At 57.9% G+C, this 15687-nt stretch carries 14 protein-coding genes; 4 read left to right on the top strand and 10 right to left on the bottom strand.

Going from position 1 to position 15687, the window contains the following annotated elements; genetic code table 11:
- Positions 1-825: 825 nt before the first annotated feature.
- Positions 826-1803 (top strand): hypothetical protein, encoded by a 978-nt coding sequence (locus C489_RS11100; protein WP_152423149.1) that lies wholly within the window; start codon positions 826-828, stop codon positions 1801-1803.
- Positions 1804-1826: 23 nt separating this feature from the next.
- Here the strand turns inward: C489_RS11100 and C489_RS11105 are convergent, their stop codons facing one another.
- The 3 genes from C489_RS11105 to C489_RS20830 all read right to left on the bottom strand — a co-directional run bounded on the left by C489_RS11105 (position 1827) and on the right by C489_RS20830 (position 4527).
- The gene (locus C489_RS11105; RefSeq protein ID WP_006431349.1) at positions 1827-2195 is read right to left on the bottom strand and encodes a hypothetical protein; all 369 of its coding nucleotides are present in this window, start codon (positions 2193-2195) and stop codon (positions 1827-1829) included.
- An 86-nt stretch (positions 2196-2281) separates the two neighbouring features.
- Entirely contained in the window at positions 2282-3403 is a 1122-nt protein-coding gene (locus tag C489_RS11110; protein WP_049890795.1) for a glycosyltransferase, read from the bottom strand.
- A complete protein-coding gene (locus tag C489_RS20830) occupies positions 3400-4527 on the bottom strand; it encodes a glycosyltransferase family 4 protein (RefSeq protein WP_006431352.1) in 1128 nt (375 codons plus the stop codon). Before C489_RS20830 ends, C489_RS11110 begins: the two co-directional genes overlap by 4 nt.
- A gap of 259 nt (positions 4528-4786) precedes the next feature.
- Between C489_RS20830 and C489_RS11125 the strand changes: the two genes are divergently transcribed.
- A complete protein-coding gene (locus C489_RS11125) occupies positions 4787-6202 on the top strand; it encodes a flippase (RefSeq protein WP_006431353.1) in 1416 nt (471 codons plus the stop codon).
- Positions 6203-6212: 10 nt separating this feature from the next.
- On the opposite strand, the gene C489_RS20835 is transcribed toward C489_RS11125, so the two are convergent.
- The 7 genes from C489_RS20835 to C489_RS11160 all read right to left on the bottom strand — a co-directional run bounded on the left by C489_RS20835 (position 6213) and on the right by C489_RS11160 (position 13232).
- Positions 6213-7625: a sugar transferase gene (locus C489_RS20835; protein ID WP_006431354.1), complete on the bottom strand. Its 1413-nt coding sequence runs from the start codon at positions 7623-7625 to the stop codon at positions 6213-6215.
- Positions 7626-8144: 519 nt separating this feature from the next.
- Positions 8145-9065: an NAD-dependent epimerase/dehydratase family protein gene (locus tag C489_RS11135; protein ID WP_006431355.1), complete on the bottom strand. Its 921-nt coding sequence runs from the start codon at positions 9063-9065 to the stop codon at positions 8145-8147.
- Between the two features lie 344 nt (positions 9066-9409).
- Positions 9410-10153, bottom strand: coding sequence for a beta-ketoacyl-ACP reductase (locus C489_RS11140; RefSeq protein WP_006431356.1), 744 nt, complete (start codon positions 10151-10153; stop codon positions 9410-9412).
- Positions 10154-10258: 105 nt separating this feature from the next.
- On the bottom strand, positions 10259-11836 hold the full coding sequence (gene phaC / locus C489_RS11145) for a class III poly(R)-hydroxyalkanoic acid synthase subunit PhaC (protein WP_006431357.1): 1578 nt from the start codon (positions 11834-11836) through the stop codon (positions 10259-10261).
- A complete protein-coding gene (locus C489_RS11150) occupies positions 11833-12381 on the bottom strand; it encodes a poly(R)-hydroxyalkanoic acid synthase subunit PhaE (RefSeq protein WP_049890800.1) in 549 nt (182 codons plus the stop codon). The genes phaC and C489_RS11150 overlap by 4 nt, the downstream gene beginning before the upstream one ends.
- A 42-nt stretch (positions 12382-12423) precedes the next feature.
- Entirely contained in the window at positions 12424-12909 is a 486-nt protein-coding gene (locus C489_RS11155) for a hypothetical protein (RefSeq protein ID WP_006431359.1), read from the bottom strand.
- Between the two features lie 8 nt (positions 12910-12917).
- A complete protein-coding gene (locus C489_RS11160) occupies positions 12918-13232 on the bottom strand; it encodes an AbrB/MazE/SpoVT family DNA-binding domain-containing protein (RefSeq protein WP_006431360.1) in 315 nt (104 codons plus the stop codon).
- Between the two features lie 265 nt (positions 13233-13497).
- Here C489_RS11160 and C489_RS11165 point away from each other — a divergent pair, with 265 nt between their 5' ends.
- Together C489_RS11165 and C489_RS11170 are read left to right on the top strand one after the other, a co-directional pair.
- Positions 13498-14136 carry a MaoC family dehydratase gene (locus C489_RS11165; RefSeq protein ID WP_006431361.1) on the top strand — a complete coding sequence of 213 codons (639 nt, stop codon included), beginning with the start codon at positions 13498-13500 and terminating at the stop codon, positions 14134-14136.
- A gap of 83 nt (positions 14137-14219) precedes the next feature.
- Positions 14220-15647, top strand: coding sequence for a phosphohexomutase domain-containing protein (locus tag C489_RS11170; protein WP_006431362.1), 1428 nt, complete (start codon positions 14220-14222; stop codon positions 15645-15647).
- The last annotated feature ends 40 nt before the right edge of the window (positions 15648-15687 follow it).

Raw genomic sequence — 15687 nt, forward strand, 5'->3', positions numbered from 1 at the left:
TCGCTTGAGCAACTGACCCCCGCGATCGATACCGCTCTAGACCAACTTTCGATTCCAAAAGTGGGCAATTATTTCTAACGCTTACGATATCACGCCGGCCGTGGGCTGGACGTGTTCCCGTTGCAGAGCTTCATGGACTGGGCGCAGATCGGAACCGCGCACCGATACGTGAAAGCGAACAGGACGAACACCGCTCGAGTACCCCATGAGATCCACTGACGATGAAAGAGCGAGATGGACACCGAGAGAAGTTCTGGGAGCACCACGATAAAGACGAGTACACGTGCTCATGGTGCGATCGAGACTGGGACGAGGTCGATGAGTTCTAGGTCCACCATAAAGACCAGAACACTCGCAACGGCGATCTCGACAATCTGGTTGGGATCTGCCGGGAGGGTCACTGGGAGCATCACGACATCGTTTCCGGAAAGTGCGAAGGCCAGTGGCAGGAGCGTTTCTTCAACGAATACAACTCCGATCGAAATCCGCTGAAGTATCTGTAGCCGATACCGCAGTGTGAATAAACATAAGGGGGATATCTTACAACAATAAAGATTTATGTATTGGTGGGCTCTCAAGGAATGATATTCTGGGCCACCTGCCAGAGCTGGGAAATTGATGATGTTTTCTGCTTTTCTCGCTATTGAGTTTCTCCGTAGTTCTCTCTTTCAGATGGGGGTTCTACCTATTCTTACCTCCATTATTTTCCTATACTGCACAGTTTGTTCTGACGGCGAGTCTAAGCAGACGGTTTGGACTGGATACTTCGTAGCCCTTGTTGTAGCGTTCATCATTAACTGGAACACCCAAATCGGTACTGACGCGATGCTGTTCTCTCAGTACTCTGTTGACCTCCTCTTCGACGGCCGGAATCCATACGCTGCGTCAATGCGGCCGGCGTTTGAGAAGTACGGTATCTCGCCGGCAGCGTACGGCACACACACGGTCGGCGGCGACATCGTGACCTCGCTGTCGTACCCCGCACTCTCGGTGCTGTACTTCGTTCCGCAGACGCTTCTAGGGGTTCCGAACCTGAACCGGACGAGTGTCGTCGTGCTCCTGCTAGTCCTGGGATTCCTGCTCCACGAGTCGCCTCCGCGCCTAGCGTTCTTGCCGTTTCTTGTGCTGTTCGCCAACCCGGACCTGCTTCGGTTTACTACCGGTGGTGTCTTCGACATTCTGTGGGTGCTGCCGCTCTTGCTGGGGATGCGGTACTGGTATCGAGAGCAACTCATGGTCGCCGCGATCTGGGTTGGACTGGCCTGTGCAGTCAAGCAAACGCCCTGGATCGTGACGCCGTACCTCGCCGTCTGGCTGTATGTCGAGAGGGATGACCTCCGGACGTTCGTCCGTGACGCTGGGATCACACTCGGTGCCGGGCTCGGTGCGTTTCTCGCGCCGAACCTGCCATTTATCCTCTGGGACCCGATGGCCTGGCTCACGAGCGTCTTCACACCCGTCGCGGGCGGTCCAGCGCTGGTGACTGAGGGGATGGGGCCGGCACTACTCGTTCAGACTGACCTGCTCGCAGTGAGCAAATCCACGTTCACCGCGCTCGTGGCGCTGTCACTGTTCGGCTCGCTGTTCGCGTACGCACGGTTCTTCGACCATGTGAAGTGGCTCGTCTGGATCGCTCCGGCGTTCGTGCTGTGGTTCAACTACCGGTCGCTATACAACTACTTCATCTTCTTCCTGCCGGTGGCGTACTACGCCATCTTGCTGAATCGTGATGCCGTTTGCCACCGTTCTCTGCGATCGGAGCTCTCGGCGACGCTGTCATCCGTCCGAAGCAGTGGTGGGTGACTGTCCCCTGATAGGATGCCACCTCACCGTTCGCGCCACGCGCCTGAAAGCAATAAGAGAACTGCGGCCGAGAGAACGCCGTACGACGCGAGCGTGTACAGCCCACCGCTCGCTCTGATCGTCACGACGCTGCCCAACAGGACGACCGTTAGCACCGCTGCGTACGTCTGTCCGCGGTCGAAGACTTCCAGATCGGAGACGGCCTCTACGAGAAGCGAAAAGGCGACCAGAAACACCACCAGGATTGTAACGGCAACTGCCGGACTGCTCGAAACGTCGAGGGCGACCTTCATTACGAACGCGAGATAGAGCAGTACGGCGGCTACAGTAAGCGCAAGCATGTCGCCCAGGATCTCCCAGTCGACTGTGTCACCGGTCGTCTCTCGCGTCATCGTTCTCTGAGACCTGTGTTCATCGAATCGAACACCGTCGTTGGGGGATGGTCACGGCGTAGTTTCCTTCGGTTCGCTATAAGCATTTATAGCCACTCCCCTTTGTTGAGCAGTCGGTCGTAGAGTTCCTCGGTCCGTTCGAGCATCCGCTCGCGCGAAAATTCCGCTTCGACACGCCGCCGGGCGGCCTCACCGTACGTTGCTCGCCGCTTGGGGTCGTCGAGCAGCACGGCGATGGCGTCGGCGAGTGCCTCGGAGTCGTCCGGTGGGACCGTCACTCCCGTCTTCCCGTCGCGACTGACCCAAGGAACGCCGGTCGGTAGGTCGGTGTTGATCACGGGCGTACCGTACGCCATCGCCTCGAGCTGGACGATTCCGAACGCTTCGCTCTCGGCGACCGACGGGAGAACGAACACGTCGGCGGCATCGTAACACGCGTGGAGCGTGCGATCATCGACGCGTCCGAGGAACTGAACTCGGTCGGATATTCCAAGGTCTCGAACGCGACGTTCGAGTGATTCCCGCTGGTTACCGTCCCCGACGAGCAGCACGTTCGCATCGATATCTACGACAGCATCGATCAGACGGTCGACACCCTTGTAGTAGGTTAGCCGACCGACGAACAGTAGCGTCGGTCGCTCATCGATCGGAAGGTCGACACTCGGTGTATTGCCGCCGAAAGTCTCGAGGTCGACGGAGAGCGGAATAACCGTACACTTATCAGCGTGCTCCTGGAGACAGTCGGAGTGTTCGAGCATCGCCGGTGACGTGACGATGATAGCGTCGAGTCGCTCGAGGAAGCGGTTGAGCAGAGGACGGTAAGCCTGTAATGCCGTTCGTTGCCGCACGACATCGCTATGATAGGTGGCTACGAGGGGAGCCGTATCGGATCCAGTGAGGAAGTGCGACACGACAGCGAGTGGATTTGGCAGATGGTAGTGAACGAGGTCAGTATCACGGCTCATCGTTGCGAGTCGGATCGGAAATGTCGGCGCAATCGGCACCGATTTCACTACACTAAGCCGGCCAGCACGGGTTACCTGAACATCGTTTACGTACTCGCGGTGACCGATTCCACGGTCGGCTGCCGCTAAGACCCGTACGTCAGAAGGGAGGCCTTCCGCGAGTGTTTGGACGACCTGTTCGATGCCACCGACTGCTGGCGGGTAGTACTTGCTGACCTGCAGAATTGTCGGTTGGGAAATCATGATTCGAGTCTCCGGTTGACTGCAGTCCGAATAGTCTCGCGGAACCGGTCTCGGCCGTATCGCGCTTCGACATCCGGGAGCACTGTCTGAAGGTGTTCTTGGAGATCCGTATCGACGAGAACTCGGTCAAGCGTGTCAACCGCTGCCTCGGTATCGTCATAGAGCAATTCTGGCTGGTTGTCAACGATCTCGCGTTGGCCACCGCTGTCGTGGACGAATGGTAGTGTCCGTCCAGCTGCGAGTTCCGCAACCGCCATACCGAAGTGCTCCTGTTCTTTTCCGTGGAGGCCATACTGGTGTGAACAGATGAGATCAACGAGTTCTTGGCGAGGAACCATGCCTTCCAGATGAATGTGGTCGCGACCATCGGCGACCGCTCGAACTTTCTGAGCATAGCGGTCGTGAGAAACTGGGCCAACATGGTGGAGATGGACATCGTGTCCCCGTTGACGGAGTCGCAAAACGATCTCGATGTTTCGGAGGACGTGTTTGCTAGGTTCGACACGGCCGATGGAGATGAACCCCGACTCTCGGTCGTTCCACGGTAGTCTATCGAAACCTTCGGTATCGATTGGCGGATACACAACATCCGGGCGAACGCCGTAGATCCCTTCAACGACTTCCGCCGTCCACTCAGAGTTTGCCAACAGCGCGCTTTCCCGTATTTTCATTTTGTTAAACCCGTCAATGGCGTCACAGATTCGATCGTATACTTGGTAGAGAAGACTATTGCGGGTTACTCCGAAGTTAGGAAAATGAATATACTGGATTGCAGGAGATTCAAAGCTGAACTCATTATATGTACTTACTACAAGATCATGATTACGACGGTCTAGATACCGGTTGAGAATAGAACTTTGGAGTCGCCCGAATGTCACGTCTGCGTACTCCGCTGCGACGCTCCCTGTCTTCGCTAACAACCGGCCAGTGGTCCCAAAGTGATCGATTGCGACATCGGAAACGCTGGTTCGATAGTAGTCATTTAAGCTCTCGAAATCGGGCCGAACAAGTGTATATAAAGTAACGGTGTGCTCGTTTTCGAGAGCATCAAGAACGTTCATGCAAACCGCCTCGCCACCGCCGCGTGAAGAGAGATCGGGATGGAATACTGCGATATTAGCCATGGGACTCGATATAGAAGTACATCAAGAATTGTGAAAAACTATCCACCGTTCCAGTCATCATCGAGAGATAACCGGAGTCGGTGTATAGGTGTTTCTACTGATGCTGAATGACAGGCCTTCAGTGCTCGGCATCTCTGGACCGCAGTCGATGACTCATGAGTATCCTGAATAGCATGGTTTTTGTCTATTGCGTCTTCAACCGGAGGACGAGCCATCGATTCACTGTTATCGCTTGAGATTTCAGTGAAGATGTTTCCCTATGAATCTCGCCAAAGCCGCTCTCAAACTCTTTTCTGCGAACGTCATCAACGCCGCGATCTCGTTTCTCGGGATTGCACTCTTCGCCAGAGCACTCGGGGCCTCACAGATCGGTAGCTACTTTCTATTCGTTGCACTTCTCGGCATACTTACTGTTCCAGCCGATTTTGGGCTTAGAGGGGCTGTTGAGAAGAGGATAAGCGAGGGAAACACGCCTGATATTGTATTCACGACGGCCCTCCTTCTCAAGACGGTCCCGATCAGTCTGGTGGTGGTAGTGCTTATCGTAGCTAGAGGCTATATCGCGGCATATCTCGGTGCCGGTCTCGTAGGCTTGCTCATTGTAGCGCTATTCCTTCAGGAAGTTTCTAGGATGATGATTAGCGTATTGAAAGGGGAATTAAGAGTCGGGGAGACGGCCGTACTTGAGTCTGCACAGAAGGTCTGCTGGCTACTCGTAGGTGGCGGATTAGTGTTGGTCGGATACCAAGTACGTGCCCTTGTGTACGGTCTCATTGCAGGTATGATCGTCCTTCTTGTCTGGGGTTGGTATCGAAGTGAAACAACTTTCGACCGACCTACAAAGACGTACGCCCGCAATCTTCTCAGTTACTCTAAATATAACTCTATTTCGTCCATCGGAAGTTTATTTTACAGTTGGATGGATGTTCTTGTGATTGGAATTTTCCTCACCCAGGTGCACGTCGGTGCATACGAGGTCGCATGGCGTATTAGCGTAGCTGTCGTACTATTAAGCGAAGCGACTGCAACTGCGATTTTCCCGCAAGTAAGCAAGTGGAATGCGCAAAATGCCGCAGCTAAGATCGAACGCATCATTCCAGACGCAACGACCGCTTCATTAGCGCTCGTAATTCCTGCCTTTTTTGGTGCTCTGTTGTTCTCCCGAGACATTCTACGGATCGTCTTCGGTTCCGAGTTCGAGATCGCATGGCTGGTTCTTATCATTCTGTTGCTTGAGAAAGTATTCCAGGCTATCCACATGGTTATGGGACGTTCACTGCAGGCAATTGACCGACCTGATTTAGCGGCAAGAGCGACGATGGTGAGTATTGTCGCAAATTTAGGCTTGAACGTCTCGTTCGTCTGGGCTTTCGGTCTCACTGGTGCCGCCGTCGCGACACTGATCGCCGCTACCCTTAGCTCCTATCTACACGTTCGGTACCTAGAGAGATTTCTGACTATTCGGGTTGATCAAAGTGAGATAGGTTGGTGTATCGTCTCGGCGCTTGGAATGGTTGCTGTCCTCTCTGTCGTCACTTTCTACATCCCGATAGAAACCATCCCTCAACTCGGGGGTGTCATCACAAGTGGCGCTATCTTCTATGGCCTCTTTCTTCTCTTATCGCCGTCAATACGTTCAAAGCTTACTAGAAATATGAAAGCAGCATTCAGATGAAGTAACGTCACTACTCCACAGTAATTCCTAGAAAGACAGCTATATCTATCACGACGAGCCAGATCTGTTTAAAGAGAATGTAACAGTCCAGTGAAAATGACTGCCGTCGTATATACTCTAAATCCGACCGTAGTTTGGCCTCGGGTGATGTACTTCCTGCCCCGCGGATCTGTGCTAATCCAGTTAATCCGGGCTTCACGAACCAGCGTTTCCGCCACACATCTGTCTCGGCTTCCAGCAGTGTTTCCTCATCAGTCCACACGGGTCGCGGACCAACAGTGCTCATATTCCCGACAAGTATCAACCATAATTGGGGCAACTCATCAAGGTGTGTCTTGCGGAGAATACGTCCGACCCGAGTAATACGGTCGTTTTCATTATCCTCTATTGGGATCGGTGACTCACCCTGTGGATACATAGTTCGGAACTTAAATACGGTGAGACGCCCACCGAGCCCAGCCGTCCGTTCTTGTCGGTACAGTACTGGCCCCTCACTATCAAGTTTGATGAGCACTGGGATAAATGCGAGTAAGGGAGCGAACACGATCATCCCTACTACAGCGAATGTAACATCAAACCCACGTTTGAGGAGATAGTCTTGGAAATCCCAAGGTTCAACATCTACATCGACGAGCGGTCCTGAATTGTTCTCCGAGGTTAGTATAGTGTCGGCATACTCGCGATGAACTTTGGTTCTAACACCGTGGTCATAACAGACGTTGAGAGCGCCGAAAAAGTCTTCACGATCAGTATGCCGAAATGCGAGGACAGCTGTATCAATATCTCGTTCAATGAGTGTATCGTCAAGTCGAGAAAGACCACCGAGCCGTTCAAGATTATGGACTGGATTCCCTCCATCGGAGATAGTCTTAACCTGCCAACCGGAGGAGGGGCTTGAAACAGTGGTTGGACATAGGTAACCGAGAAAAGACATCGATACCTCTTGATAGATACGTCGTATCTGATCAATATCATCACCTATGATTATTATGCGGTCCGGATCAGTTGACGGCGCTCGTCGAATCACCACAAACCAAAGTGGAATGGCGACCGCCAGGAGTACGGTTACCATGACCAGTGTCGCTCGAGGAAGCCTGTGTGACCAATTGAAGTAGCCCAGCGTCGCGAGTCCCAAGCTAGCGACTAGTATCCGCTTTTGAGTAAATATGACTATGTCTACATGTCTACGGGGGCGAGGTTTATATAACGGCAAGAGTGCCATAGCGGTAAACCCAATGCTGAGGCCTAGTGCCTGTGCTAAATCTCGTCCAGTCAGGACGGTTACAGATAACTGGTTAAAAACAGGGATGTACGTAGTGAACAGTGACTGAGGGAAACGGTGATTTGCTACTAGAGCAGCTGCTGCCGTGATTACACACACACCGGCCATGCTCAGTATCCGGTAGCGCCAACCGGTTTTCATCGTAGTACAGGCGCGTATCCAGTGATATAAGTTCTCTGTTCTAATAGTGAAATCCTGCTTGTTAATTGGGTGGCCAGTATAACACCATTCCTCTGGTTTGTACTTACCAAAGCTTGAGAATGGAGTCCCTATCTATCACCAATCTATTAGAACAAACGCGCCGCAGCCTTCCTTTGGAGGTTAGTCTGCCACCCCAACTATTAGATAATTAAATATTATTATTATTATTTGAGTTATGGAATCTATGTGGCTTGACCATCTGGCTGAGCCGCCAGTTGCTGATTTCGATAGCAGCCTTGAGCAACGTTGACTCATACCCGTCATCACGTATAGCTGCGAATAATCTGACCTTTAAGACACGTACTGCCCCTAGCCAATACCGCTGCAGAGACGGTATTCAAGTCCCATTTATTACGGGACTGACATTTATCCCCTCATCGACTCAATTCTGAATTTTCACAGATATCTTGTTAATCAGCAATCGATACTAGCAGACATCAATCCGCGGAGCTGTGACCGTTACGTCTGGTATTGGGCACAGACCCGTCGAATTCCCTCTTCGAAGTCGATTTGGGGTTTCCAGCCGATCGCCTCGCGGATCTTCGTGGTATCGGCGCAAGTATCATGGACGTAAATGTCCTCGGGAATCGGGTTCTCAACGTACTCCGGCTCCACCGCCGTCCCCAGTTCGTCGTTGATCATCTCGACGACCGTGTTGAAGTCGTAGGCGTCCCCCGTTCCCAAGTTGTAGATCCCGTCGAGCTTGGCCGTCGCGGCCCCCTCGAGCCCGCGGACGATGTCAGAGACGTGCGTGAAGTCCCGCGTCTGGGTGCCGTCGCCGTAGAGAACGGGTGCCTCGCCGGTGGCGATGTCGTCGGCAAACTGCGCGATCACATTGGCGTACTCACCCTTGTGTTCCTCCGCACCGCCGTAGCCCTGGTAGACTGAGAAAAACCGCATTGCCGTCATCGACATGTCGTAGTGGTTCGAGAAGTACTCCCCATAGCGCTCGCGGGCCAGTTTCGAAGCCTCGTAGCCGGTGTTCACGCTGACCGGCATGTCCTCGGGCGAAAGCTCGGTACGGCTGCCGTAGATCGACGAGGTCGAGGCGTAGACCACCGTGTCACAGCCGTCCTGTCGGGCCTGTTCGACTACGTTGACGAACCCTTCGACATTCACGCGAGCACCCGTGGTCGGATCTTCCTCGTGCATCGCATACGACGACAGCGCTGCCAAGTGGAAGACGATGTCAACATCCGTCGGCAGGTCGTCCTCGAGCACGCTCGCGTCGACGAACTTAATGTCCTCGGCGAGGTTCTCCGGCGTGCCCAGATACTGGTCGTCGACAACGGTAACGTCATTGTCCGCAGTGAGGTGGTTCGCCAGGTTCGAGCCGATAAATCCTGCTCCCCCAGTCACCAAGATATGGTTGTTTTCCATAGCTATGAATGATAAGTGATATTACTAAAATGGTTCGATAAGGAGTGCACCCTAGTAGACGATAGATGGTGTTTCCCAGAAGATTACATTCTGGAAGAGAGGCAGAAAGTAAGGTTCTGATATTACAACGCGCCGTATTGGCAGATGCTTACCCTCCGATCGAACCCATGTATGATTTCCTATAAGAGAATTAGAAACTACGGATTTGGCGATATATTACAGTATAACTGCCGCTCCTTCCAGAGTCCCGTGTAGCACTCTTATTACCATCTCACTACCGCCGTCTTGGCGACGATTGGTCTCCGTTTACGGCGGAGTCTTGAGAAGTTCCGAAACTCGATGGATTAGAGGTCCATCCCGCCGTTGACGTCGATCACTTCCCCCGTCACGTACGACGAATCCTCGCTCGCGAGGAATCGGACCACCGCGGCGATGTCCTCAACCTCCGCCAACCGCTCGAGCGGGATGCCCGAGACGATCCGTTCGAGCACTGCGTCGGGGACGCTCTCGAGCATGTCGGTGGCGGTAAAGCCGGGTGCGACGCAGTTGGCCGTCGACCCGCCCTTGGCGAGTTCGAGGGCAATCGTCCGCGTGAAACCGAACATGCCGCTTTTGGCGGCCGCGTAGTTGGCCTGTCCGAAGTTGCCCTGCTTGCCGACGACGCTCGAGATGTTGATCAGTCGGCCCTCGTCAGCGTTCCAGATGTCGTCGTAGAACAGTTGCGTGCAGTTGAACATGCCGCCGAGGTTGACATCCATCACGCGGTCCCACTCCTCGCGGGACATCTCGGTGAACTGCTTGTCGGCGGTGATGCCGGCGTTGTTCACCAGCACGTCGCACTGACCGAACGCCTCGTGACAGACCTCGCGCATGTGTTCGACGTCTTCGCGGGTGGACACGTCGGCTTGGGCCGCGACGGCGGAGCCGCCCGCCGACTCGATGGCGTCGACGGCCTCGTAGGCGTCCCCCTCGGAGGTCCGGTAGTTGATCACCACGTTCGCCCCCTCTTCGCCGAGGTACTCGGCGATTCCGCGACCGATCCCCTTCGCCGAGCCCGTGATTACGCAGGTACGACCATCCATGGACATAGTTCACACATTCTATGGCCGACGATAAATAACGACCCGTTAGATTCTATCAAATTCGGGGGATAATAACCCGACTGGCCGTCCCCGAGAGAAAGTGCAGCGGCGCTACAGTTCTCGAGCCTGTTCGATCCAGTCCTCGAGCCGACTAGGTGAGATACCGGTCTCGGCGGCGAGTTCGGCTACGTCGGCCGCGGCGAGTTGGTCGAACGTCTCGATCCCGGCCGCCGTGAGGTCGGCGGCGTAGGCTTGACCGACGCCGGTCAGGTCCGTGAGATCGTCGGTTTCGGATTCGATTTCGGACGCAGCGTCCTCGCCTGCGACCTCCTCGACGACATCCTCGTCGACGGCCATCTCGCCGGGTTCTGCGGGTTCCTCCTGAACGTCGTCGTCGCCACGTTCGACGATTTCCGCCTCGGAGCGGTCTTCACCGTGATGCTCGCTCGTCTCGGCGTCGAGGTCGGTATCGGATCCTGTCTCGACAGCCGTCCCGCCGTCCGCGAGATCCTCGGCACCGGATTCGTCGCCGTCGACGTCCTCGGCGATGGCGGCGTCCGCGTCCGTGGGTTCGGGCGTCGACGGCTCCGACTCGACCTCGGTTCCGTTCGAGCGCTCCTCGAACCACTCACAGACCTGCGGCCAGAGTTCCTCGTGGCTCCGCGAGGAGACGGACATCCCGATGTGGCCCGTCGGGAACTCGAGGATCTCGGTGTCGGTCGAGGCGATCGCGTCGTTGAACGGTTTCGAGGCCTCCGGGGGGATGAGGTGGTCGTACTCGGCGACGATCTGGAGGACGGGCATGTCGATGTTCGTGATATCGACGTGTTCGCCGCCCAGTCGAAGCTCGTTCTCGTAGAGCTTGTTGTCCTGGTAGATGTCCCCGATGAACTCCTCGTAGGTCTCGCCGGCCATGTCGATCCCCTCATCGAGCCAGCGCTCCATGCGCGCGAAGTTCTCGACGAAGTCTTCGTCCGCCATGTTGTCGTAGAACCGGACGTACTTCGTCACGTTGTTCGCGACGGGGTCCATCAGCGCGAAGCCGACATCTAAGAACCCGGCGGGGACGTTGTCGAAGGTCTCGGTGACGGTTTCGGGATCGTAGTAGTCTTCGGCCCCCCAGAGCTCGAGGACGCCGCCGTCGCCTGCAAAGCAGAGGCCGGCGGCCATTAGCGCGAGGTTCTCGACCTTTTCGGGGTACAGCGAGGCGTACATGGCCGACTTCGTGCCGCCCATGCAGTAGCCGAGGATGTTGATCGAGTCCCGTCCGGAGCGCTCGCGAACCTCGTCGACGCAGTTGTCGATGTACCGGTTGACGTAGTCGTCGAGCGAGAGCGAGCGGTCCAGTTTGGACGGCTCGCCCCAGTCGATCAGGTAGACGTCGAAGCCGGCCTCGAGTAGCGTCTGGACGACCGAGCGGTCGGGCTGGAGATCGAGGATGTAGGGCTTGTTGATCAGCGCGTAGACGACGAGGATGGGGATGTCGTGTTGCTCCTCGGTCATCGGCTCGTAGTGGAGGAGCCGGAGTTTGTTCTCCTCGTAGACGACCTCGCTCGGCGTCTGTCCGACTTCGATGTTCTCGACGGTTTCGGTGCGCTCGGGTGCGACCCGGGACTTTTCGGCCAGGTCAGCGGTCGCCTCCCAGGCCTGCCGTTGCATGTTCAGTGCGGTTGCGAAGGGGTTGTTCATTGCTCGTCTTCTAAATGCTCGAGGACGCGGTCGAGTTTCTGCTCGACGGCGTGCTGGCGGCGCTCGAGTTCGACGAGGCGGTCACCGATCTCGACCACGTCGTCCTCGGTCGCGAAACCGAGCGTTCGCAGCGTTTCCTGGGCCGCTTCGTCGGCCTGCTGTTGGAGTTCGAGCACGTCGCCGACCGTCTCGCCGGTCATTTTGGCGAAGGCGGTCGTCGACATGACGTCTTTGAACGCGTCGTTTGCGGTGTTGAGCCAGATGTCGCGGAACTCTTCGATATCGACATCTTCGCCCTCGAGTTGGTCGTTCATCCGGTCGACCATCTGCTGGGAGGCGTTCATCCACGTCTCGTAGGCGCGGGCGTAGCCCTCGACGCCGTCGGAGAGTTCGTTCTCTTCGGTGACCTCGCCGACCGTCTCCGACCAGCTTTCGACGAACTGCGCCTGGGCCTCCATGTTGTCTTCGAGGGCCTCGAGAAATTGCTCGTTCCACTGTTCGGCGAACGCGTTCCAGTCTTGCATGGAGGGTTGTGAGTCTGACATGGGTGAAAATTGACGGTGTACTGTAAAAAGCGGTTCCCCGAGTTATGCCGAGGCGTCGAACTCTTCGGCGGCCTCTTCGACGTTTTCGGCGACGGCGCTGACGTTCTCCTCGACCTGCTCGTGGGCCTCGAGTGCTGCATCGAAGGAGGTATCGACGACCTCGGAGTAGCTCGCTGCGAACTCCTCGTAGGCGACTTCGGACTCCTCGAGGGCCTCGAGGTAGGCGTCGATCGACTGGGACTGGGCCTCGGTGGCCGACTCGAAGCTCTCGTCGACGAGTTCGCGGAGTTCGCCGAAATCGGCGGCCTCCTCGGGCAGCGAGGCCTCGAGGGCGTCGAAGTAGGCGTGGACCGCGCCCTTGGTCAGCTCGGCGTTGGATTCGGCGATCGAACTCGAGGTCTCGATCGCGTCGGCGAAGGCGTTGATCGAGGTCTGCTGGGCCTCGAGGGCGTCGTGGGTCAGGGATTGGCTCTGTTCGAGTGCGGTGCGCTGTGCGTCGAAGACTGCGGTGAATGGGTTTTGGGTCATGGTTGTAATTACTCCTCTCGGTCGCGTTTGACGGGGACGACGATCGTCTGGACGATATCTCCCTCTTCGATGTCGAGGGCCTCCCGTTCGGGGCCGGGAATGCTGATCCGACCGCCGCTTTGGACGCGGGCTTTGAACGTGGCCGTGCCCATGTTCATCGGCCCGAAGGCCGACGTGTCCTCGAGCGGGTTCGCCGACGTGGCCTGCAGCAACTGTTTCATCATCTCCTGCTGGGATTCGGCGACCTGCTCGCCGGCTTCCTGCATCTGCTCGGTAAACATCGCAGGCGGGAACCACGGCGATCGGTCGGAGTCGTCCGTCATCGACAGAACATTGGATCGCCGACGTGATAAGCCTTTCCACTAGATACCATTGAATGGTACAAGATGGTATCACGGGGAGTGGCCCGTCGACTGACGGAGCCGATGACCGTCAGGATCGGCTAGACCCGGCTCGAACGAGACGCGATGTGAGACAGAATCTGGCGATAAGCGCCGTTCCAAGAGCCTATTACCGGTATTTCGAGACGGTAAAACCCGGTTGTGACAGCCAAAGAAGTAATGTACACCCCACTCTTACCGCCCGTAGATGCCATACCAGAACGCCGGCGAAGACAACCTGACCGCCATGACCGACGCGTGGTCGGCGATGACGCGCGGGTTTCTTCGAACTGCGACCGCGGCGAATCGTGCGGCCGTCTCCGCAATGGTCCCCTCCACCGACAGCAAGGACGACGCGGAGGCCGACAGAGTCACGCCGTCGATCCCGTCGGTCGACTACTCCGACCTCGACTGGCAGTTCGACCGGACCGTCGACGACCCGGACCACATCAGCGTCGGCGACACCGTCACCTTCGAGAAGAGCCTGACCGACGAGGACGTCCGGGCCTTCGCCGCCGTCAGCGGCGACACGAACCGACTCCACCTCGACGAAGAGTTCGCGGCCGATACCCGCTTCGGCGAGCGAATCGTCCACGGCACGCTCGTCTCCGGACTCATCAGCGCCGCCCTCGCTCGGCTCCCCGGCCTCACTATCTACCTCTCGCAAGACCTCGAGTTCAGCGGTCCCGTCGGCGTCGGCGATCGGGTGTCCGCCCGCGTCGAGATCGTCGAGGACCTCGGCAACGACCAGTACCGACTGGAGACGGTCGTCCGCGACGAGGACGACGACGCGACCGTGATCGACGGCGAGGCCGTCGTCCTGATCGACGACCTGCCGGCCGAATAGCCGGTTTCGGCGGCTCGAGACCGCGTTGGGGCCGAGCAAGCCGTTGCAACGTTGCTAAGTAGCTGCTCGCGGAACGGGCGGACATGACTCTCTTTGGAACCGCGGGAATCCGCGGTCCGGTCGATGAGGTATCGCCGTCACTGGCGCTTTCGATCGGCCGCGCCGCCGGCGAGCCCGGCGAAACGTTCGTCGTCGGCCGCGACGGTCGGGAAACGGGACCGGCGCTCGCGGCGGCGATGGAAGCCGGCCTCGAGAGCGCCGGTGCGGACGTCCGCCGCGTCGGGGAGGTGCCGACGCCCGCACTCGCTTTTGCCTCGCAGGGGCGTCGCGGCGTGATGCTCACCGCGAGCCACAACCCGCCAGAGGACAACGGAATCAAGCTTTTCGTCGACGGCGTCGAGTACGATAGCGACGCCGAACAGACGATCGACGACCGCGTCGCGAGCGACGACTCCCGACTCGCCCGCTGGGACGAGTGGGGCGAGTCCGAGCGGCTCGCAGTGCTCGATCGCTACCGCTCGGCCGTCGAAACCTACGTGCGCGAGCAGTTCGGTGCTCGGTCGCGGGACGACGACGCTCTGGCCGACCCCCTCGCGGGGCTTCGGATCGCCGTCGACTGCGGGAACGGCGTCGGCGCGCTCGCGACGCCGCAGGTTCTCGAGCGCCTCGGGGCCGAAGTCGTCGCGATCAACGCCTCGGTCGATGGCCACTTCCACGGCCGGGAGAGCAAACCGACCCCGGAGACGCTCTCGGAGTTCACCGAGTTCCTTGCCGGGGGGAGCGAGGCCCGACGCGGCCGGGACGGGGCGAGCGGCGATTTCGACCTCGGGCTGGCACACGACGGCGACGCCGACCGGCTCGTCGTCCTCGGTCCCGACGGCGACGTGATCCACGAGGACACCGTCCTCGCCGTCGTCGCGGCCCGCTACGCGGCCGACAGTGATGCCGACGATCCCGTCGTCGTCACCACGCCGAACGCCTCCGCGCGCATCGACGAGCGGGTCCGGGTGGCCGGCGGCCGGGTCGAACGGGTCCGACTGGGGTCGCTTCACGAGGGGATCGCCCGGGAGCGCGCTCGCGGGAGCGACGACACCGAGATCGTCTTCGCCGCCGAGCCGTGGAAACACATCCACACCGCTTTCGGCGGCTGGATCGACGGCGTCGCCAGCGCCGCGGTCGTCGCTGCGCTCGTCGCCGAGGCCGGCAACACCGAGTCGCTTCGGGAGCCGGTCACCGAACGCCCCTACCGGAAGGTCAGCGTCGAGTGTCCGGACCCGGCCAAATCCGATGTCATGGCCGCCCTCGAGGGCGACCTCCCCGAGGCGTTCCCGGACGCGACCGTCGACACGGACTACGGCGTCCGCCTCGAGTTCGCGGACGCCTCGTGGCTGCTGGTCCGCCCCAGCGGCACCGAACCCTACGTGCGCCTCTACGCGGAGAGCGACACCGTCGACGAACTCGTCGCCGAGGCTCGAGCAGTCATCGAGACGGCAGTCAGCGAAACCGCGTAAGCTGGCCCCAGCAGTTATCACCGACAGATCACAGTGAATA

This window comes from Natrinema versiforme JCM 10478, assembly GCF_000337195.1.
In the GTDB taxonomy this organism is placed as follows: domain Archaea; phylum Halobacteriota; class Halobacteria; order Halobacteriales; family Natrialbaceae; genus Natrinema; species Natrinema versiforme.